Below are 19,936 nucleotides of genomic sequence, written 5' to 3'. Positions count from 1 at the left end.
GCCATTTCGTAAGGGCCGGTAAGAAGTAAGTGCGTAGGTGCAGCCTCAGCCGCGCAGCTTCAGCCGGCGGGGCTGAACAGGTCCACCCTGTCGGTGATGATGCCGTCGGTGCCCAGGTCGATCAGCCGCTGCGCGGCCCACTCGTCGTTCACCGTGTAGCTCAGTGCGCGCAGGCCTGCGCCGTGCACTTGCGCCACCACCGCCGCGTCCCACAGCGCGTGGTTGCAGACGATGGCCACGCAGTCCAGCTGCTGCGCGGCCTCGAGCCAGCCGTTCCACAGCGTGTCGAGCAGCAGGCCGCGCGGCAGCTCGGGCTGCACCGCCTGCGCGCCTTTGAGCGATTCGACCTGGAAGGACGTGAGCAGCGGCGGCACGGCCGCGCCCTGCCACAGGCGGGCGGTCTCGCGCGCCACCACTTCACCGGTTTCGCGCTCGACGCCGGGCGTCGGCTTGATCTCGATGTTGAGCAGGTGCCCGTTGGCCAGGCAGAAGCGTGCGATGTTCCCCAGCGTGGGCAGCGGCTCGCCCGCGTAGGCGCGCGAGTGCCAGCCGCCCGCGTCGAGCTGCGCCAGCGCGCTCCAGGGCTGCGCGCCGCCGATGCCGTGGCCGCTGGTGGTGCGGCCGAGCGTGGCGTCGTGCATGAGGAAGACCACGCCGTCGGCGCTGAGCTTGGCGTCGCACTCGAACATGCGGTAGCCGTGCGAGGCGCCGAGCTTGAAGGCCGCAAGCGTGTTTTCGGGTGCCAGCTTGCCGGCGCCGCGATGCGCGACCCAGCGGGGATACGGCCAGGGTGTCGACAAGGCCATCGTTCAGTCTGCGCGCTTGCCCGAACCGGCGTCGAACCAGTGCAGCTTGTCTTCGCGCGCCGCGATCTTCACCGTGTCGCCCGCGACCGGCGGATGGTCGCCTTCGTCGGTGCGCATGATGATCTGCTCGTCGCCGATGCGGCCGTACACCAGGCGCTCGGCGCCCAGCAGTTCGACCTGCTCGACCTGCACCGTCCAGCCGCTTTCGTCGAGCTTCAGGTGCTCGGGGCGAATGCCCAGGATCTGGCCCGGGCGCACGCCCGGCGCGTGCCGCAGCAGGTTCATCGGAGGAGAGCCGATGAAGCTCGCCACGAAGGTGGTGGCGGGGCGCGAGTACACCTCTTCGGGCGTGGCGAACTGGTCCATCACGCCGCCGTTCATCACGATGATGCGTTGCGCCAGCGTCATGGCCTCGACCTGGTCGTGCGTGACGAACAGCGAAGTGATGCCGAGCTCGCGGTGCAGCTTCTGGATTTCGAGGCGCGTCTGCGCGCGCAGCTTGGCGTCGAGGTTCGACAGCGGCTCGTCGAACAGGAACACCTGTGGCTGGCGCACGATGGCGCGGCCCATGGCCACGCGCTGGCGCTGGCCGCCGGAGAGTTCGCGCGGCTTGCGTTCCAGCAGGTGGCCGAGCTCGAGGATCTTCGCGGCCTTGTCGACGCGCACCTTGATCTCGTCGACCGGCACCTTGGCGATCTTCAGGCCGTAGGCCATGTTTGCGAACACGCTCATGTGCGGGTACAGCGCGTAGTTCTGGAACACCATGGCGATGTCGCGCTCGGAGGGTTCGAGCTGGTTCACCACCTTGTTGCCGATGGCGATCTCGCCGGCCGAGACTTCCTCCAGGCCGGCCACCATGCGCAGCAGCGTGGACTTGCCGCAGCCCGAGGGGCCGACGATGACGATGAATTCATGGTCGGCGATCTCGGCGCTCACGCCGTGGATGACCTGGTTGGCTTTCGGCCCGTGGCCGTAGCGCTTGATGACGTTGCGTAGGGAGAGAGCAGCCATAACTTATTTTTCAGTGTCCACGAGGCCCTTGACGAACCACTTTTGCATCAGCACCACCACCAGCGCGGGCGGCAGCATGGCTAGGATGGCGGTGGCCATCACGACGTTCCATTCGTTCTGGCCATCGCCGCCGGCAATCAGCCGCTTGATGCCGACGACGATGGGGTACATGTCTTCGTTGGTGACCGCCAGCAGCGGCCAGAGGTACTGGTTCCAGCCGTAGATGAACTGGATCACGAACAGCGCGGCGATCGAAGTCTTCGACAGCGGCAGCAGCACATCGAAGAAGAAGCGCATCGGACCGGCGCCATCCATGCGCGAGGCCTCGGTGAGCTCCTCGGGCACCGTCAGGAAGAACTGGCGGAACAGGAAGGTGGCCGTGGCCGACGCGATCAGCGGCACCGTGAGGCCCGCGTACGAGTTCAGCAGGCTCAGGTCCGACAGCACCTTGTAGGTGGGCAGGATGCGCACTTCCACCGGCAGCATCAGCGTCACGAAGATGGCCCAGAAGCAGATCTTCTTGAACGGAAAGCGGAAGTAGACGATGGCGAAGGCCGACAGCAGCGAGATCGAGATCTTGCCGATGGCAATGACCATGGCCGTCACCAGGCTCACCCACATCATGTGCGCAACAGGCGCGTTCGATCCGGCGCTGGTGGCGCGGCCGAAGAGCGCGGCCTTGTAGCTGTCCAGCATGTGGCTGCCGGGCAGCAGCGGCATGGGCCGCTGCACGATCTCCTGCGCGGTGTGGGTGGACGCCACGAACGCAAGGTAGATGGGGAAGGCGACGATGATGACCCCCAGGATCATCACCACGTGGGCCAGGATGCCCTGGGTGCTTCGTTTTTCAACCATGTCAGTACTGCACCTTCTTTTCGACGTAGCGGAACTGCACGATGGTCAGCGCGATGACGATCACCATCAGCACCACCGACTGTGCGGCCGAGCCGCCAAGGTCCAGTGCCTTGAAGCCGTCGTGATAGACCTTGTAGACGAGGATTTCGGTGTCCTTGCCGGGGCCGCCCTCGGTGGCGGCGTGGACGATGGCGAAGGTGTCGAAGAAGGCGTAGACCACGTTCATCACCAGCAGGAAGAACGTGGTGGGCGACAGCAGCGGGAACTGCACGGTCCAGAACCGGCGCCACGGGCGCGCGCCATCGATGGCTGCGGCCTCGATCAGCGATTTCGGAATGGACTGCAGGCCGGCCAGGAAGAACAGGAAGTTGTAGGAAATCTGCTTCCACACGGCCGCCATGACGATCAGCGTCATGGCATGCCGCGAATTGAGCAGATGGTTCCAGTCGATGCCGATCTTGCCGAGTGCATAGGCCACCACGCCCAGCGACGGCGAGAACATGAAGACCCACAGCACGGCCGCCACGGCGGGAGCCACCGCGTACGGCAGGATCAGCATGGTCTTGTAGAACATGCCGCCGCGAACGATGCGGTCGGCGAACACGGCGAGCGCCAGCGACAGGCTGATGCCGATGCCGGCCACCAGCACCGAGAAAACGGCGGTGGTCTTGAACGACTCGGCGTAGGCCGGGTCGTGGAACAGCTCCTTGAAGTTCTGCAGCCCGACGAACTCGACCGATGTGCCGAACGCATCCTGCTGCTGCAGCGATTGCAGGATGGCCTGCCCCGCCGGCCAGAAGAAAAACACGAGGATCACCGCCATCTGGGGTGCCAGCAGCAGCCAGGGCAGCCAGCCCGAGCGAAAGAAGACGCGTTTTTCCATGAACCCTCTACGTAAAAAATCCCGCCGCGCCCACTCTTGTAGAAGAGTGAGCGGGGGCGGGCGATATTAGCCGGACACGAGGGGCCCGGTCGTCAATCGTCAGCTCTTGTTTGCCTTCTGGAAGCGTTCCAGCTGCTCGTTGCCGCGGGTCACGATGGCGTCAAGGGCTTCCTTGGCCGTCTTCTTGCCGTTCCAGACCTGTTCGAGCTCTTCGTCCTCGATGGCGCGGATCTGCACGTAGTTGCCCAGGCGGATGCCGCGGCTCTTGTCGGTGACCTTGCGGATCATCTGCGTCACGGCCACGTCGGTGCCGGGGTTCTGCTTGTAGAAGCCCGACTCTTCGGTGAGCTTGTACGAAGCGGTGGTCACGGGCAGGTAGCCCGTGCGCTTGTGGCTGGCGGACTGCACTTCAGGCGTCGAGATGAAGCTGAAGAACTTGGCCACGCCCTTGTATTCGGCCGGCTTCTTGCCCGACATGACCCACAGGCTGGCGCCGCCGATCACGGTGTTCTGCGGTGCGCCCGGCACGTCCGGGTAGTAGGGCAGGGGCGCCAGGCCGTAGGCGAACTTGGCGTTCTTTGCCACGTTGCCGTAGAAGCCCGAAGAGGTGTTGATCATGGCGCACTCGCCCGATACGAACGAGGCCTCGGGCACGTTGCCGCGGCCCTTGTAGATGAACAGGCCCTGCTTGGCCATGCTGGCCAGGTTCTCGATGTGGCGCTGGTGCAGCGGCGAGTTCACCTTCAGGCGCGCGTCCAGGCCCTGCAGGCCGTTGGCCTTGCTGGCGAATTCCACGTTGTGCCAGGCCGAGAAGCTCTCCACCTGCGTCCAGTTCTGCCAGGCCGTGGTGAACGGGCACTTGTGGCCGCTGGCCTTGAGCTTGGCGGCGGCGGCAACCACCTCGGGCCAGGTCGACGGCGCCTTGTCGGTGGGCAGGCCGGCAGCCTTGAAGGCGTCCTTGTTGAAATAGAAGATGGTGGTCGAGCTGTTGAACGGGAAGCTCAGCATCTGGCCATTGGGGGCGGTGTAGTAGCCGGCCACGGCAGGGATGTAGGCGGCCGGGTCGAACTTCTCGCCCGCGTCCTTCATGACCTGGCCGACCGGCACGATGGCGCCCTTGCTGGCCATCATGGTGGCGGTGCCCACTTCGAACACCTGCAGGATGTGCGGTGCGTTGCCGGCGCGGAAGGCCGCGATGGAAGCCGTCATCGATTCGTCGTACGTGCCCTTGAAGGTCGGGATGACCTTGTATTCCTTCTGGCTCTCGTTGAACTGCTTGGCCAGATCGTTGACCCACTCGTTGTTGACGGCGGTCATGGAATGCCACCACTGGATCTCGGTCTGGGCCTGTGCCACGTTGAACAGCGTGGCGGCCAACGCCGATGCCAGCGCAAGCGTCTTGAATCGCATGAAGACTCCTGAAGGGAAAAATGGAAAGCGCGGATGCTAGGGCATGTGCATGACACAGCCGCGTCACATTGGCGCATGGAGCGCGGGTTGCTTCCAATCGGGGAAACCCCTTTGGCCCTGTTTGCATCAGGCCCGGCGCGGGCTGCGGCCCTGCTTGCTGCGCCGCACCATGCTAGCATCGCCCTCCCTTTTTTGGCCTAGCCTGTCGCCACGGCCGGGACTTCTGCGAGAGCGCCATGAGCAGCAAAACCTCCCTCGACAAAAGCAGGATCAAGTTCCTCTTGCTCGAAGGCATTCACCCCTCGGCCGTGGAGGTGCTGCGCGCCGCCGGCTACACCAACATCGAGTCGCTGCCGGGCGCGCTGCCCGACGCCGAGCTCAAGGCGAAGATCGCCGACGTGCATTTCCTGGGTATCCGCTCGCGCACCCAGCTGACGGCCGAGGTGTTCGCCGCCGCCCACAAGCTGGTGGCCGCCGGGTGCTTTTGCATCGGCACCAACCAGGTCGACCTGGAAGCTGCCCGCGAGCACGGCGTGGCGGTGTTCAATGCCCCGTATTCCAACACCCGCTCGGTGGCCGAACTGGTGCTGGCCGAAGCCATCCTGCTGCTGCGCGGCGTGCCCGAGAAGAGTGCGGTGGCGCACCGCGGCGGCTGGCTCAAGTCGGCCGACAACGCGTTTGAAATCCGCGGCAAGACGCTGGGCATCGTGGGCTACGGCTCCATCGGCGCGCAGCTGTCGGTGCTGGCCGAGGCGCTGGGCATGCACGTGGCCTTCTTCGACGTGGTCACCAAGCTGCCGCTGGGCAATGCGCGCCAGGTGCGCGAGCTGCACCAGCTGCTGGCCCAGAGCGACATCGTGACGCTGCACGTGCCCGAGACGCAGGCCACGCAATGGATGATCGGCGCGGCCGAGATCGCGGCCATGAAGCCCGGCGCCATCCTGATCAACGCCTCGCGCGGCACGGTGGTCGAGATCGACTCGCTGGCCGAGGCCCTGAAGACGAAGAAGCTGCTGGGCGCCGCCATCGACGTGTTCCCGGTGGAGCCGCGCAGCAACAAGGACGAGTTTCAGTCGCCGCTGCGAGGCCTCGACAACGTGATCCTGACGCCGCACATCGGCGGCTCGACCATGGAGGCGCAGGCCAACATCGGGCTGGAAGTGGCGGAAAAGCTGGTCAAGTACAGCGACAACGGCACTTCGACGTCTTCCGTCAACTTCCCTGAAGTGGCGCTGCCTGCGCACCCTGGCAAGCACCGGCTGCTGCACGTCCACCGGAACGTGCCTGGGGTGCTGTCCGAGATCAACAAGATCTTTTCGGACAACCAGATCAACATCTCCTCGCAGTTCCTGCAGACGAACGAGAGGATCGGCTATGTGGTGATGGACATCGACGCGGCATCCTCGGACCTGGCGCTGGAGAAACTGGCGAAGGTGGGCGGGACGATTCGCAGCCGCGTGCTGTTCTGAGTTTCCTTGAGAAGGGGCGGGGAGCCCTCCGGGAGCCATGCTTAGCACAAGGCCGTAGCAACCGTCACGAGGCAAGTCCCCAGGCGCTGCCCTAAAATCCCCAGCCCGGCTATGGGCGCGCAGCGCCCGGCCGAGGCGCCCCACCCGATGAATGCTCCGACTGCGTTGAACACGCTGTTGGCACAGGCCGCAGAGCCTGTCCGACTGCGCGAGATCCCGTACAACTACACCAGCTTCTCCGATCGCGAGATCGTGATTCGCCTGCTGGGCGAACGCGGCTGGGAACTGCTCCAGACCTTGCGCGCCGAGCGCCGCACCGGCCGATCGGCCCGCATGCTCTATGAAGTGCTCGGCGACATCTGGGTGGTGCAGCGCAATCCGTACCTCGTCGACGACCTGCTCGACAATCCGCGCCGCCGCGGCCAGCTGGTCGATGCTCTCAGGCACCGCCTGACCGAGGTGCAAAAGCGCCGCACCCCCGACAGCGACCTGCCGCGCGACCAGCTCGTGGGCGAGCTCACCGGCCTCGTGGGCGAGGCGGTAGCCGCCTTCGACACCAAGTTCCGCGACGTTGCCGCCCTGCGCCGCAAGGCCACGCGCGTGCTGGGCCGGCTCACGGCCAAGGACAACATCAAGTTCGACGGGCTGTCGCGCGTGTCGCACGTCACCGATGCCACCGACTGGCGCGTGGAGTACCCCTTCGTCGTGCTGTGCCCCGACACCGAGGTCGAGATGGCGCTGCTGGTGAAAGGCTGCATCGAGCTGGGCCTGACCATCATTCCGCGCGGAGGCGGCACCGGCTACACCGGCGGCGCCATCCCACTGACCTGGAACAGCGTCGTCATCAACACCGAGAAGCTCGAGGCTATGACCGAGGTCGAGCACGTCTCGCTGCCCGGCCTGGCCGACCCCGTGCCCACCATCTGGACCGAAGCCGGAGTGGTCACGCAGCGCGTGGCCGATGCGGCCGAGCGCGCGGGCTTCGTCTTCGCGGTCGATCCGACGTCGGCCGAGGCCTCGTGCGTCGGCGGCAACGTCGCCATGAACGCCGGCGGCAAGAAGGCCGTGCTATGGGGCACGGCGCTCGACAACCTCGCCTCGTGGCGCATGGTCACGCCGCAGGCCGAATGGCTCGAAGTCACGCGCATCGGCCACAACCTCGGCAAGATCCACGACGCCGAGAGCGCCGTGTTCGAGCTGCAGTACTACGCTGCCGACGGCAAGACCAAGCTGCGCACTGAGCGCCTGGACATCCCTGGCCGCACCTTCCGCAAGGAAGGCCTGGGCAAGGACGTGACCGACAAGTTCCTCTCGGGCCTGCCGGGCATCCAGAAGGAAGGCTGCGATGGCCTCATCACCAGCTGCCGCTGGGTGGTGCACAAGATGCCCTCGCACACGCGCACCGTGTGCCTCGAATTCTTCGGCAACGCCAAGGACGCGGTGCCCAGCATCGTCGAGATCAAGGACTTCATGTTCGCCGAGCAGAAACGCTCGGGCGTGCTGCTGGCCGGCCTCGAACACCTGGACGACCGCTACCTCAAGGCGGTGGGCTACGCCACCAAGTCGAAGAAGCACGGCGGCCTGCCGAAGATGGTGCTGTTCGGCGACATCGCCGGCGACGACGCCGATGCGGTGGCCCGCGTCACCTCCGAAGTGGTGCGCATCGCCAACTCGCGCAGCGGCGAAGGCTTCATCGCCATCAGCCCCGAGGCGCGCAAGAAGTTCTGGCTCGACCGCAAGCGCACGGCCGCCATCAGCAAGCACACCAACGCCTTCAAGATCAACGAAGACGTGGTGATTCCGCTGCCGCGCATGGCCGAGTACAGCGACGGCATCGAGCGCATCAACATCGAGCTGTCGCTGCAGAACAAGCTCGCGCTGACCGACGAGCTCGAAGCCTTTCTCGTGCGCGGCAACCTGCCGCTGGGCAAGACCGACGATGCGCACGAGATTCCGGCGGCCGAGCTGCTCGAAGACCGCGTGGCACAGGCCGTGGCGCTGGTGCAGGAAGTGCGCACGCTCTGGGCCGGCTGGCTGCAGAACGTCGATGCGCTGTTCCCGCAACTGCAGGACCACAGCCTGCGTGCGAGCTGGAAGACGCAGCTGCGCCAGCCGCTGCAGGAGATTTTCTCGGGCGCCGAGTTCGCGCCGATCCTGGCCGAGTGCACGGCCATCCACAAGCGAGTGCTCAAGGGCCGCGTGTGGGTCGCGCTGCACATGCACGCGGGCGACGGCAATGTGCACACCAACATCCCCGTCAACAGCGACAACTACGACATGCTGCAGACCGCGCATGCCGCGGTGGTGCGCATCATGGCGCTGGCGCGCAGCCTCGACGGCGTGATCTCGGGCGAGCACGGCATCGGCATTACCAAGCTCGAATTCCTGAGCGACGAAGAGCTGCGCCCGTTCACCGAATACAAGGCCAGGGTCGACCCGGAAGGCCGCTTCAACAAGGGCAAGCTGCTGCGCGCGCCTGCCGGCGAGGCGCAGACGCTGCACGCCGACCTGACCAACGCCTACACGCCGAGCTTCGGCCTCATGGGCCATGAGTCGCTGATCATGCAGCAGAGCGACATCGGCGCCATTGCCGACAGCGTGAAGGACTGCCTGCGCTGCGGCAAGTGCAAGCCTGTGTGCGCCACGCACGTGCCGCGTGCCAACCTGCTGTACAGCCCGCGCAACAAGATCCTCGCGACCTCGCTGCTGGTGGAGGCCTTCCTCTACGAAGAGCAGACCCGGCGCGGCATCAGCATCAAGCACTGGGAAGAGTTCGAGGACGTGGCCGACCACTGCACCGTGTGCCACAAGTGCCTCACGCCGTGCCCCGTGAAGATCGACTTCGGCGACGTGTCGATGAACATGCGCAACCTGCTGCGCAAGATGGGCCAGAAGAGCTTCCGTCCTGGCAACGCTGCTGCGATGTTCTTCCTCAACGCGACCAATCCGCAGACCATCAAGGCGGTGCGCGCGGGCATGGTGGGCATCGGCTTCAAGGCGCAGCGCATGGCCAACGACCTGCTGCGCGGCCTCGCGAAGAAGCAGACGGCGGCACCGCCAGCCACGCTGGGTCCGGCGCCGATCAAGGAGCAGGTGATCCACTTCATCAACAAGAAGATGCCGGGCAACCTGCCGAAGAAGACGGCGCGTGCGCTGCTCGACATCGAGGATGCCGACTACGTGCCGATCATCCGCAACCCGAAGGCGACCACCTCCGAGACAGAGGCCGTCTTCTACTTTCCGGGCTGCGGTTCGGAGCGGCTGTTCTCGCAGGTCGGCCTCGCTACGCAGGCGATGCTCTGGCACGCGGGCGTGCAAACCGTGCTGCCGCCGGGTTACCTGTGCTGTGGCTATCCGCAGCGCGGCAGCGGCCAGTTCGACAAGGCCGAGAAGATGATCACGGACAACCGCGTGCTCTTCCATCGCGTGGCTAACACGCTCAACTATCTCGACATCAAGACGGTGGTGGTGAGCTGCGGTACCTGCTACGACCAGCTGCAGGGCTACCAGTTCGACAAGATCTTCCCGGGCTGCCGGATCATCGACATCCACGAGTACCTGCTCGAAAAGGGCATCACGCTTGCCGATGCGGGCGGTGGCGGCTACCTGTACCACGACCCCTGCCATTCGCCGATGAAGCTGCAGGATCCGATGAAGACCGTGAAGGCGCTGGTCGGCGACAACGTGCTCAAGAACGACCGCTGTTGCGGCGAATCGGGCACGCTGGGTGTGTCGCGGCCCGACATCTCGACGCAGATCCGCTTCCGCAAGGAAGAAGAGCTGAAGAAGGGTGAAGCCGCGTTGCGCGACTCCGGCAAGGTCGGCGCACAGGACAACGTGAAGATCCTCACCAGCTGCCCGAGCTGCCTGCAAGGCCTCTCGCGCTACGGCAACGACCTGAACAACGGCCTGCTCGAAGCCGACTACATCGTGGTCGAGATGGCCAACAAGATCCTCGGTGCTGACTGGATGCCGACCTATGTTGCTGCAGCCAATCAGGGCGGGATCGAGCGGGTGCTGGTGTGACGAGGGTACAGGGCTGCGTGCTGTGCGAGGGGCCGGGTGGCCGCCTCGTGTTCGAGGGCGCGAAGCTGCGCGTCATCCATGCGGAAGAGGCGGGCTTTCCGGCCTTCTATCGCGTGGTGTGGCGTGACCATGCGGCGGAGTTTTCCGACCTCGATGCCGCAAATCGCACGCTGTGCATGGAAGCAGTGGCGGTCGTCGAGCAGTGCCTGCGCGAGCACCTGAAGCCAACGAAAATCAATCTCGCCGCGCTCGGCAACATGGTGGCGCATCTGCACTGGCACGTGATCGCGCGCTTCGCCGACGACAGCCATTTCCCGGGCTCGGTGTGGGCGCCGGTGCAGCGCGAACGCAATGCGGCGCAGGAAGCGGCTATCGCCGCGCGCCTGCCAGCCCTCGAGGCTGCGATGATCGAACGCTTGGGCAACAGGAGTTTCTGATGGCAGGCTTGAAACCGGGCGCACCGACGCCGCAATCGATCACCGTGCACGGCCAGTCGCGCGTGCTCGAAGTGGGCTTCTCCGATGGCGCAACCTTTCGAATCCCTTTCGAGCTGATGCGCATCTACTCGCCGTCGGCCGAGGTGCAAGGCCATGGCCCGGGTCAGGAAATCCTTCAGACGGGCAAGCGCGAGGTCGAACTCGTCGACCTCGAAGCGGTCGGCAACTACGCCGTGCAGCCGACCTTCAGCGATGGCCACAACACGGGCATCTACTCGTGGGACCTGCTCTACGAACTGGGCGAGAAGCAGGCGGAGCTGTGGGCCACCTACGAGCGCCGCCTTCTCGAAGCGGGCGTCGACCGCGACACGCCGATGATCGACAAGAGCGGCCACGCCTGCGGCAGCCACTGAGCGCGCGAATTCGCCTGAAAATCCGCGCCGCGCTATTGAAAAGATAGCCCTACCCCCAGGAAGGGCGGGACGAAAAAAGCAACAAATGCCCGCCGTGCGCGCGGGGTCGTCGGCTTGATGTGAAGGCTTCCGGCCTAACATCGGTTGCATGAGTACCACACACTTCGGCTTCGAAACAGTCGACGAAAGCGAGAAGGCCCGCCGCGTTCGCGGTGTCTTCGATTCAGTTGCCTCGCGCTACGACGTCATGAACGACCTGATGTCGGCCGGCCTGCACCGCGCCTGGAAGGCGTACACCGTGATGGTCGCGAACGTGGGCGAAGGCTCGCGCGTGCTCGACATCGCTGGCGGCACCGGCGACCTCGCGCTGGCCTTCGCAAAGAAGGTCGGCGCCAGCGGGCAAGTGGTTCACACCGACATCAACGAGGCCATGCTGCGCACTGGTCGAGACCGCCTGCTCGATGCCGGCGTGGTGCTGCCCACCATGGTCTGCGACGCCGAGAAGCTGCCTTTTCCCGACAACCACTTCGACGTTGTCACGGTGGCCTTCGGCCTGCGCAACATGACGCACAAGGACATCGCGCTCAAGGAAATGAACCGTGTGATCAAGCCGCGCGGCAAGTTGCTGGTGCTCGAATTCTCGAAGGTCGCGAAGCCGCTCGCAAAGGCCTACGACTGGTACTCCTTCAACGTGCTGCCCCGCCTGGGCAAGCTCGTGGCCGGCGACGACGCGAGCTATCGCTATCTCGCCGAATCGATCCGGATGCACCCCTCGCAAGAGGAGCTCAAGACCCTCATGAAAGAGGGCGGTTTCGGACATGTGGACTATCACAACATGACGGGTGGCATCGCTGCCCTGCATGTTGGAATCAAGTGTTGAAAGTGTTGATCAAGCGAATCTTTCGCTCAAGAGGAGACGACATGAAAAGTTTGGGTTCTTTGTTTTTGGCAGCTGCATTGGTGCTGGTCAGTGTCCAGGCCGAGGCTGCCCGCATGGGCGGTGGCAAGTCGGTGGGGCGCCAGTCGTCCAACGTGACGCAGCGCGAGTCCGCATCGCCCAGCGCGCCTTCGCAGCAGAGTGCGACCAACGCGGCGGCAGCGAAGCCCGCAACGCCTGCACCCGCCGCCGCTGCACCGAAACGTCCGTGGGGCGCGATGCTCGGCGGTCTGGCCGCTGGCCTTGGCCTCGCATGGCTCGCAAGCTCGCTCGGCCTCGGTGCCGGCTTCGGCAACATCCTGCTGATCGGCCTGCTCGTGCTGGCCGGCGTGGTGGTGTGGCGCATGATCAAGTCGCGCTCGCAACCTGCCGGCAATCGCCAGGGCGGCTTCGCGTTCCAGGGCGCGGGCGGCAGCCCCGCCAATGCCAGCGCGCCGGTGCAGTACAGCCCGGCCAACGTGGGTAACGACGCCTCGGCACGTCCGTGGGAGCGCAATGCAGCGGCCTTCGACGCCACGCCTTCGAACGACGCACCGCATGGCAGCAGCCTCTCGGCAGCGGGCGCCGCGGCCGGTGGCAGCATGATCGGCTCGGCACTCGCCGGTTCGCAGTCCTGGGGCATTCCCGCGGGCTTCGACATCGACGGCTTCCTCGGCGCAGCCAAGCGCAACTTCGTGACGCTGCAGGACGCATGGGACCGCGCCGACGTGTCGATGCTGCGTTCGATGATGACCGACGGCATGGTCGACGAGATCCGCGCGCAGCTGGCCGACCGGGCCAGCCACACCGGCGGTGCCTCGAACAAGACTGAAGTCGTGATGCTCGACGCCAAGCTGCTGGGCATCGAAGAGCTGCCCGACGCCTACATGGCCAGCGTGGAGTTCTCCGGCATGATCCGCGAAGACGCCTCGGCCGGCCCGGGTCCGTTCCGCGAAGTGTGGAACATGACCAAGCCGACCAGCGGCAACAGCGGCTGGCTGGTGGCTGGCGTGCAAGCACTGCAGTAAATAAAGGCTCGCCCCCAGGCTTCGCGCACTTCGTGTCGCTTCTCCTACCCCCTACCGGGGGCAACACCAGCAGCCCGGCAAAGCCGGTTCTGCGGTGTTTCTGGAAAAGGGCATGCGGTCCATGAGTCGCGGGGCGCTACAGTGACGGGATAATGGGGACATGGCCACACCATCGTCCCCATTTTCTTTTCTCGGCGACCTCTTCAACCGCATCGGCGAGCGCCTGCAGCCGCCGGACTGGGCCGTTCACGAGATCCAGCACCGCGCGGTCCTGTTCCTGAACCATGTGCTGCAGCAGGAGCCCGAGGCCCAGCAGCGGCTGCTGCGCCAGCAGGGGCGGGTGGTGCGCTTCCAGTGGCGCTTCGTGACCATGGAACTGGTGGCCACGCCGGCCGGCCTGCTCGACCTGGCTCCCGCCGGTTCGGTGCCCGAGCTCACGCTCACCGTCACCGACGATTCCCCCTTCGATATCGCCCGCGCCACGCTGCGCGGCGACAAGCCAGCCGTGCAGATCATCGGTGACGTGCAGCTGGCAGCCGAGGTCAACTGGCTGGTCGACCATGTGCGCTGGGATGTCGAGGACGACCTTGCCCGTGTGATCGGCGACGTGCCTGCGCACACTCTGGGCAACGGCGTGCGGCGTGTCGTAGGCGCGCTGCGCCAGTTCGTCGGCGACCGCACGGCCAAGGCTGGCGGCTCGACGGCCGGCTCGGCGAGCACGGCCGAATGAGGCGCTTCTACCGCGGACTGTTCATCGTCTGGGTCGCGCTGCGCTACGGCCTCGACGAGCTCGTGCTCACGAGCTTCCGGAAGCCCTGGCTGCTCGTTGTGGCGCGTGTCGTTTCGATCGGGCGCAACCTCGACGCGCCGCGCGGCCAGCGGCTGCGCGAGGCGCTCGAGCGCCTCGGCCCCATCTTCGTGAAGTTCGGCCAGGTGCTGTCGACCCGGCGCGACCTGCTGCCGCCCGACATCGCCGACGAACTGGCCTTTTTGCAGGACCGCGTGCCGCCGTTCCCGTCGTCGGTGGCCATCGCCACCATCGAACGCGCATTCCGCCGCCCGGTGGGCGACGTGTTCGTGCAGTTCGACGAAACGCCCATTGCCAGCGCGTCGATCGCGCAGGTGCATTTCGCGACCATCCGCACCAACCAGGGCGATGTACGCGAAGTGGCGGTCAAGGTGCTGCGCCCCAACATGCGCGGCGTGATCGAGAAAGACCTGGCGCTGATGGCCATGATGGCCGGCTGGCTCGAAAACCTCTCGGCCGACGGCAAGCGCCTGAAGCCGCGCGAGGTGGTCGGCGAGTTCGACAAGTACCTGCACGACGAGCTCGACCTGGTGCGCGAGGCCGCCAACGCCGCCCAGCTGCGCCGCAACATGGCCGAACTCGACCTGGTGCTGATCCCCGAGATGTTCTGGGACTTCTGCCATCCCGAGGTCATCGTTATGGAGCGCATGAAGGGTGTGCCCATCGCGCAGATGGACCGCCTGCGCGCGGCCGGCGTCGACATTCCCAAGCTGGCGCGCGACGGCGTCACGATCTTCTTCACGCAGGTGTTCCGCGATGGCTTTTTCCACGCCGACATGCACCCCGGCAACATCCAGGTGAGCCTGGAGCCCGAGACCTTCGGGCGCTACATCTCGCTGGACTTCGGGATCATCGGCACGCTGACCGAGTCGGACAAGGAATATCTCGCGCAGAATTTCGTGGCCTTCTTCCGGCGTGACTACAAGCGCGTGGCCGAACTGCACCTCGAAAGCGGCTGGGTGCCGGTGGGCACCCGCATCGACGAGCTGGAGGGTGCCATCCGCACCGTCTGCGAGCCGTACTTCGACCGGCCGCTGAAAGAGATTTCGCTGGGCATGGTGCTGATGCGCCTGTTCCAGACCTCGCGCCGCTTCCACGTCGAGATCCAGCCGCAGCTGGTGCTGCTGCAGAAGACGCTGCTCAACATCGAGGGCCTGGGTCGCAACATCGACCCAGAACTCGACCTCTGGGCCACAGCCAAGCCTTTCCTCGAGAAGTGGATGGTCGACCAGATCGGCCCCAAGAAGCTGCTGCAGCAGCTCAAGGCCGAGGCGCCGCGATACGCCAAGCTGCTGCCCCAGCTTCCTCGATTGCTGCACGATTTCCTGGAAAATCGCCCCTCCGACAACCGCCGCGAGCTGCTTGAACTGCTGGCCGAGCAGAAGCGCACCAACCGGTTGCTCCAGACCATCGTCTACGGTGGCATAGGTTTTGTATTGGGGTTGCTCGCCATGCAATTGCTGGTGCGCGTGCGCTTGTTCTAGAGGAGTTTCCGCCGTGTTGTTGACGCTGGTCATCGTCTATCTGCTGGTCACCATCGCAATCGGCCTCTATGCCGCCAAGCGGGTGAAAAACACCACCGACTTCGCCATTGCCGGGCGGCACCTGCCGCTCTTCATGATCGTCACGACCACCTTTGCCACATGGTTCGGCTCCGAAACGGTGCTCGGCATCCCGGCCAAGTTCATCGAGGGCGGGCTCAACGGCGTGGTCGAGGACCCGTTCGGCGCGGGCACCTGCCTGATCCTGGTGGGCCTGTTCTTCGCGGGCAAGCTCTACCGCATGACACTGCTGACCATCAGCGACTACTACCGCGAGCGCTACGGCCGTACGGTGGAAGTGGCCTGCTCGCTGATCATCATGCTGAGCTACCTGGGCTGGGTGTCGGCGCAGGTCACGGCGCTGGGGCTGGTGTTCAACCTGCTGTCGGGCGACGCCATCAGCATCCCGGTGGGCATGGTGATCGGGGTGGTCTCGATCCTGGCCTACACGCTGTTCGGCGGCATGTGGTCGGTGGCGGTGACCGACTTCATGCAGATGATCATCCTGGTGGCTGGCCTGGCCGTCATCGCGGTGTTCGCGGGCAACATGGCCGGCGGCGCCGACAAGGTGGTGGCCTTTGCCGTGAGCAAGGACCTCTTCAAGTTCTGGCCCGAGCCGAGCTGGCACGACATGGTGTTCTTCTTCGCGGCTGCCATCACCATGATGCTTGGCTCGATTCCGCAGCAGGACGTGTTCCAGCGCGTGATGTCGGCCAACAGCGTCAAGGCGGCCCAGCGCGGCCCGGTGATCGGCGGCGTGGCGTACATCCTGTTTGCCTTCGTGCCGATGTTCCTGGTGGCCAGTGCGTTGCTGATCATGCCGGAGCAGACCGCCACGCTGCTGAAGGAAGATCCGCAGAAGGTGCTGCCCACGCTGGTGCTGCAGAAGATGCCGTTCGTGATGCAGGTGCTGTTTTTTGGTGCGCTGCTGTCGGCCATCAAGTCGACCGCCTCGGCCACCTTGCTGGCGCCCAGCGTCACTTTCACCGAGAACATCTGGCGCCAGTTCCGCCCGGCCGGCACCGACCGCCAGAACCTCATGACGATGCGCATCACGGTGCTGCTGTTCAGCGCCGCCGTGCTGGCCTACGCCATTCGCATGCAGGGCACCCCGATCTACGAATTGGTGTCGGGTGCCTACCAGGTGCCGCTGGTGGGGGCCTTCGTGCCGCTGGTGTGCGGCCTGTACTGGCGCCGCGCCAGCACCCAGGGAGCAGTCGCCTCGATCGTCCTGGGCATCGGCGTGTGGCTGCTGTTTCTTTGGATGCCCTGGGGCAGCGCGTTCCCGGCCCAGCTGGCGGGCGTGCTGTGCTCGTTCGTGGGCATGGTGGCCGGCTCGCTGCTGCCGCAATGGTTGGCGAACACTCACACGCCGCACCGCCCGCTGGCCACCGAGCCAGCCTGAAGCCCGGGCTCGGCGGTCGGGCTGGGCGCCCTTTGGCAGGGGCGCCCCTATAATCGAGGGCTTTGCGAGCGGCAGCTGCGCCGCTTTTTGACCTCATTTCCCATGCCCATCTACGCCTACAAGTGCAGCGCCTGCGGCTTTGCCAAAGACGCCCTGCAAAAGATGTCCGACGCGCCCCTGACGGTGTGTCCGGCGTGCGGTGCGAGCGCATTCGAAAAGCAGGTCACGGCCGCCGGCTTCCAGCTCAAGGGCTCGGGCTGGTACGTGACCGATTTCCGTGAAGGCGGCGGCAAGAAGGCCGAGCCTGCCACGGCGCCCGTGTCGAGTGACGGTGCCAAGTCCGCCGAATCTTCCTCTTCCGCCGCCACGCCGAGCCCCGCTCCGGCGCCCGCGGCACCGGCCCCAGCGCCGGCTGCTGCCGCCAAGAGCGGCGACTGATCGATCACCATGCTCGCCCTGCGCAAATGGTTGCTGTCCGGCCTGCTGGTCATCGTGCCGCTGGTCATCACGCTCGGCGTGCTGAACTGGATCATCGGCACGCTCGACCAGACGCTGTGGCTGCTGCCTGAGCAATGGCAGGTCTGGCTCAGCGACCACAAGGTGCGCGGCCTGGGCGTGCTGCTCACGCTGGCGATCCTGCTGGTGGTGGGTGCCACCGCCAGCAACTTCGTCGGCAAGCGCCTGCTCGGCTGGGGCGACGCCGTGGTGCGCCGCATTCCGGTGGTGCGCTCGATCTATTCCAGCGTCAAGCAGGTGTCGGACACGCTGTTCTCCGAGAACGGCAATGCCTTTCGCACTGCGGTGCTGGTGCAGTGGCCGCGCGAAGGCGTGTGGACCATCGCCTTCGTCACCGGTGCGCCCGGCAACGAAGTCGCTGAACACCTCGGCGAAGAGGAATTCCTCAGCGTCTACGTGCCGACCACGCCCAACCCCACGGGCGGCTACTTCGTGATGCTCAAGCGCAGCGACTGCATCGAACTGAAGATGAGCGTGGACGAAGCGCTCAAGTACATCGTCTCGATGGGGGTGGTCGTTCCAGGCGGCCCCACCACGGTGGCGGTGAAATCTTCCAACTCATAAAAAACGAACGCGCCGACAAGGCGCCGGAATGGATTCCTATGGCCATGCGTACTCACTATTGCGGTCTCGTGACCGAAGCCCTGCTGGGCCAAACCGTCACCCTGTGCGGCTGGGTCAACCGTCGTCGCGACCACGGCGGCGTGATCTTCATCGACGTGCGTGACCGCGAAGGCTACGTGCAGGTGGTGTGCGACCCCGATCGCGCCTCCACCTTCGCCGTGGCCGAGAACCTGCGCAACGAGTTCTGCGTGCAGATCACCGGCCTGGTGCGCGCGCGCCCCGAAGGCACGACCAACGACCAGCTCAAGAGCGGCAAGATCGAAGTGCTGTGCCACGAACTGAAGGTGCTGAACCCCTCGGTCACGCCTCCGTTCCTGCTGGACGACGACAACCTGTCGGAAACCACCCGCCTCACGCACCGCGTGCTCGACCTGCGCCGCCCGGCCATGCAGCGCAACATGATGCTGCGCTACAAGGTGACGATGGAAACGCGCAAGTTCCTCGATGCCAACGGCTTCATCGACATCGAGACGCCGATGCTCGGCAAGTCCACGCCCGAAGGCGCGCGCGACTACCTCGTGCCCAGCCGCGTGCACGACGGCAGCTTCTTCGCGCTGCCGCAGTCGCCCCAGCTGTTCAAGCAGCTGCTGATGGTGGCCGGCTACGACCGCTACTACCAGATCGTGAAGTGCTTCCGCGACGAAGACCTGCGCGCCGACCGCCAGCCCGAATTCACGCAGATCGACATCGAGACCTCGTTCCTCGCCGAAGAGGAAATCCGCGAGATGTTCGAAGGCATGATCCGCAACGTGTTCCGCAACGCCGCTGGCATCGACCTGCCGGTGTTCCCGACCATGACGTATGCCGACGCAATGTTCAAGTACGGCTCGGACAAGCCCGACCTGCGCGTGAAGCTCGAATTCACCGAACTGACGGAGCTGATGAAGCGCGTCGAGTTCAAGGTGTTCTCGAATGCCGCCACCATGACCGGTGGCCGCGTGGTGGCGCTGCGCGTGCCCGGCGGCGGCGCCGAGGGCGGCCTGTCGCGCGGCGAAATCGATGCGTACCAGGAGTTCGTCAAGATCTACGGCGCCAAGGGCCTGGCCTACATCAAGGTCAACGACGCACAAGCCGGCCGCGAAGGCCTGCAGAGCCCGATCGTGAAGAACCTCGACGACAGCACGCTGGCCGAGATCATCGCCCGCACGGGTGCGCGCAATGGCGACATCCTGTTCTTCGGTGCCGACAAGGAAAAGGTCGTCAACGACGCTATCGGCGCACTGCGCGTCAAGATCGGCCACAGCGCCTTCGGCAAGAAGGCGGGCCTCTTCGACGACCGCTGGGCACCGCTGTGGGTGGTGGACTTCCCGATGTTCGAGTTCGACGAGGAAGGCCAGCGCTGGAGCGCCGTGCACCATCCGTTCACCGCGCCGAAGGACGGCCATGAAGACCTCATGGACACGGCTCCCGAGAAGTGCATTGCCAAGGCCTACGACATGGTGCTCAACGGCATCGAAATGGGCGGCGGCTCGGTGCGTATCCACCGCGAGGAAGTGCAGAGCAAGGTGTTCCGCGCGCTGAAGATCAGCGCAGAAGACGCGCAGCTCAAGTTCGGCTTCCTGCTGGACGCGCTGCAGTACGGCGCGCCGCCGCACGGCGGCATTGCCATCGGCCTGGACCGCCTCGTCATGCTCATGACCGGCGCCGAGTCGATCCGCGACGTGATCGCCTTCCCCAAGACCCAGCGCGCACAAGACCTGCTGACGCAGGCGCCGAGCCCGGTCGACGAGAAGCAGCTTCGCGAGCTGCACATCAAGCTGCGCAACACGCCTCAAGCTGCCTGATGCT

At 65.4% G+C, this 19,936-nt stretch carries 17 protein-coding genes; 12 read left to right on the top strand and 5 right to left on the bottom strand.

Going from position 1 to position 19,936, the window contains the following annotated elements:
* Positions 1-59: 59 nt before the first annotated feature.
* The 5 genes from ugpQ to ugpB all read right to left on the bottom strand — a co-directional run bounded on the left by ugpQ (position 60) and on the right by ugpB (position 4,965).
* A complete protein-coding gene (gene ugpQ, locus ACN9MV_RS25795) occupies positions 60-806 on the bottom strand; it encodes a glycerophosphodiester phosphodiesterase (protein ID WP_426390095.1) in 747 nt (248 codons plus the stop codon).
* A 3-nt stretch (positions 807-809) separates the two neighbouring features.
* Complete coding sequence (ugpC, locus tag ACN9MV_RS25790) at positions 810-1,817, bottom strand: sn-glycerol-3-phosphate ABC transporter ATP-binding protein UgpC (protein WP_093057466.1); 1,008 nt, start codon at positions 1,815-1,817, stop codon at positions 810-812.
* A 3-nt stretch (positions 1,818-1,820) separates the two neighbouring features.
* The gene (gene ugpE / locus ACN9MV_RS25785; RefSeq protein WP_093057467.1) at positions 1,821-2,672 is read right to left on the bottom strand and encodes a sn-glycerol-3-phosphate ABC transporter permease UgpE; all 852 of its coding nucleotides are present in this window, start codon (positions 2,670-2,672) and stop codon (positions 1,821-1,823) included.
* 1 nt (position 2,673) lies between these two features.
* Positions 2,674-3,555, bottom strand: a complete 882-nt coding sequence (ugpA, locus tag ACN9MV_RS25780) for a sn-glycerol-3-phosphate ABC transporter permease UgpA (protein WP_093057468.1) — start codon at positions 3,553-3,555, stop codon at positions 2,674-2,676.
* Positions 3,556-3,654: 99 nt separating this feature from the next.
* Positions 3,655-4,965 (bottom strand): sn-glycerol-3-phosphate ABC transporter substrate-binding protein UgpB, encoded by a 1,311-nt coding sequence (ugpB, locus tag ACN9MV_RS25775; RefSeq protein WP_093057469.1) that lies wholly within the window; start codon positions 4,963-4,965, stop codon positions 3,655-3,657.
* 236 nt (positions 4,966-5,201) lie between these two features.
* Here ugpB and serA point away from each other — a divergent pair, with 236 nt between their 5' ends.
* The 12 genes from serA (at position 5,202) to aspS (ending at position 19,932) form a co-directional block, all read left to right on the top strand.
* Positions 5,202-6,434 carry a phosphoglycerate dehydrogenase gene (gene serA, locus ACN9MV_RS25770; protein WP_093077456.1) on the top strand — a complete coding sequence of 411 codons (1,233 nt, stop codon included), beginning with the start codon at positions 5,202-5,204 and terminating at the stop codon, positions 6,432-6,434.
* A 147-nt stretch (positions 6,435-6,581) separates the two neighbouring features.
* Positions 6,582-10,460 carry a DUF3683 domain-containing protein gene (locus tag ACN9MV_RS25765; RefSeq protein WP_426390093.1) on the top strand — a complete coding sequence of 1,293 codons (3,879 nt, stop codon included), beginning with the start codon at positions 6,582-6,584 and terminating at the stop codon, positions 10,458-10,460.
* On the top strand, positions 10,457-10,897 hold the full coding sequence (locus ACN9MV_RS25760; RefSeq protein WP_426390091.1) for an HIT family protein: 441 nt from the start codon (positions 10,457-10,459) through the stop codon (positions 10,895-10,897). Before ACN9MV_RS25765 ends, ACN9MV_RS25760 begins: the two co-directional genes overlap by 4 nt.
* Complete coding sequence (locus ACN9MV_RS25755; RefSeq protein ID WP_093057472.1) at positions 10,897-11,310, top strand: gamma-butyrobetaine hydroxylase-like domain-containing protein; 414 nt, start codon at positions 10,897-10,899, stop codon at positions 11,308-11,310. Before ACN9MV_RS25760 ends, ACN9MV_RS25755 begins: the two co-directional genes overlap by 1 nt.
* A 148-nt stretch (positions 11,311-11,458) precedes the next feature.
* Positions 11,459-12,190 carry a bifunctional demethylmenaquinone methyltransferase/2-methoxy-6-polyprenyl-1,4-benzoquinol methylase UbiE gene (gene ubiE, locus ACN9MV_RS25750; RefSeq protein WP_093057473.1) on the top strand — a complete coding sequence of 244 codons (732 nt, stop codon included), beginning with the start codon at positions 11,459-11,461 and terminating at the stop codon, positions 12,188-12,190.
* Positions 12,191-12,231: 41 nt separating this feature from the next.
* Positions 12,232-13,254, top strand: coding sequence for a Tim44 domain-containing protein (locus ACN9MV_RS25745; RefSeq protein ID WP_258353249.1), 1,023 nt, complete (start codon positions 12,232-12,234; stop codon positions 13,252-13,254).
* 160 nt (positions 13,255-13,414) lie between these two features.
* On the top strand, positions 13,415-13,984 hold the full coding sequence (locus ACN9MV_RS25740) for a ubiquinone biosynthesis accessory factor UbiJ (protein ID WP_093057475.1): 570 nt from the start codon (positions 13,415-13,417) through the stop codon (positions 13,982-13,984).
* Entirely contained in the window at positions 13,981-15,546 is a 1,566-nt protein-coding gene (gene ubiB, locus ACN9MV_RS25735; protein ID WP_093057476.1) for a ubiquinone biosynthesis regulatory protein kinase UbiB, read from the top strand. Before ACN9MV_RS25740 ends, ubiB begins: the two co-directional genes overlap by 4 nt.
* Positions 15,547-15,559: 13 nt before the next feature.
* Positions 15,560-17,008 carry a sodium:solute symporter family protein gene (locus ACN9MV_RS25730; protein ID WP_093077449.1) on the top strand — a complete coding sequence of 483 codons (1,449 nt, stop codon included), beginning with the start codon at positions 15,560-15,562 and terminating at the stop codon, positions 17,006-17,008.
* Between the two features lie 102 nt (positions 17,009-17,110).
* Complete coding sequence (locus tag ACN9MV_RS25725; protein ID WP_093057478.1) at positions 17,111-17,446, top strand: FmdB family zinc ribbon protein; 336 nt, start codon at positions 17,111-17,113, stop codon at positions 17,444-17,446.
* A gap of 9 nt (positions 17,447-17,455) precedes the next feature.
* The gene (locus ACN9MV_RS25720) at positions 17,456-18,088 is read left to right on the top strand and encodes a DUF502 domain-containing protein (protein WP_093057479.1); all 633 of its coding nucleotides are present in this window, start codon (positions 17,456-17,458) and stop codon (positions 18,086-18,088) included.
* Between the two features lie 38 nt (positions 18,089-18,126).
* Positions 18,127-19,932, top strand: a complete 1,806-nt coding sequence (gene aspS, locus ACN9MV_RS25715; protein ID WP_093057480.1) for an aspartate--tRNA ligase — start codon at positions 18,127-18,129, stop codon at positions 19,930-19,932.
* Positions 19,933-19,936: the final 4 nt, after the last annotated feature.

This window comes from Variovorax sp. R-27 (genome assembly GCF_049913215.1).
In the GTDB taxonomy this organism is placed as follows: domain Bacteria; phylum Pseudomonadota; class Gammaproteobacteria; order Burkholderiales; family Burkholderiaceae_C; genus Variovorax.
Note: the sequence above shows the minus strand (reverse complement) of the source record. Positions and strands in the feature narration are given on the sequence as shown.

Excerpts from the sequence above, each read along its gene's own strand:
- aspS (WP_093057480.1), top strand. The coding sequence starts at position 18,127 with ATGGCCATGCGTACTCACTATTGCGGTCTCGTGACCGAAGCCCTGCTG.
- ACN9MV_RS25740 (WP_093057475.1), top strand. The coding sequence starts at position 13,415 with ATGGCCACACCATCGTCCCCATTTTCTTTTCTCGGCGACCTCTTCAAC.
- ugpE (WP_093057467.1), bottom strand. The coding sequence starts at position 2,672 with ATGGTTGAAAAACGAAGCACCCAGGGCATCCTGGCCCACGTGGTGATG.
- ugpQ (WP_426390095.1), bottom strand. The coding sequence starts at position 806 with ATGGCCTTGTCGACACCCTGGCCGTATCCCCGCTGGGTCGCGCATCGC.
- ubiB (WP_093057476.1), top strand. The coding sequence starts at position 13,981 with ATGAGGCGCTTCTACCGCGGACTGTTCATCGTCTGGGTCGCGCTGCGC.
- ACN9MV_RS25765 (WP_426390093.1), top strand. The coding sequence starts at position 6,582 with ATGAATGCTCCGACTGCGTTGAACACGCTGTTGGCACAGGCCGCAGAG.
- ACN9MV_RS25725 (WP_093057478.1), top strand. The coding sequence starts at position 17,111 with ATGCCCATCTACGCCTACAAGTGCAGCGCCTGCGGCTTTGCCAAAGAC.
- ACN9MV_RS25755 (WP_093057472.1), top strand. The coding sequence starts at position 10,897 with ATGGCAGGCTTGAAACCGGGCGCACCGACGCCGCAATCGATCACCGTG.
- ugpB (WP_093057469.1), bottom strand. The coding sequence starts at position 4,965 with ATGCGATTCAAGACGCTTGCGCTGGCATCGGCGTTGGCCGCCACGCTG.
- ACN9MV_RS25720 (WP_093057479.1), top strand. The coding sequence starts at position 17,456 with ATGCTCGCCCTGCGCAAATGGTTGCTGTCCGGCCTGCTGGTCATCGTG.
- ubiE (WP_093057473.1), top strand. The coding sequence starts at position 11,459 with ATGAGTACCACACACTTCGGCTTCGAAACAGTCGACGAAAGCGAGAAG.
- ACN9MV_RS25745 (WP_258353249.1), top strand. The coding sequence starts at position 12,232 with ATGAAAAGTTTGGGTTCTTTGTTTTTGGCAGCTGCATTGGTGCTGGTC.
- ugpC (WP_093057466.1), bottom strand. The coding sequence starts at position 1,817 with ATGGCTGCTCTCTCCCTACGCAACGTCATCAAGCGCTACGGCCACGGG.
- serA (WP_093077456.1), top strand. The coding sequence starts at position 5,202 with ATGAGCAGCAAAACCTCCCTCGACAAAAGCAGGATCAAGTTCCTCTTG.
- ugpA (WP_093057468.1), bottom strand. The coding sequence starts at position 3,555 with ATGGAAAAACGCGTCTTCTTTCGCTCGGGCTGGCTGCCCTGGCTGCTG.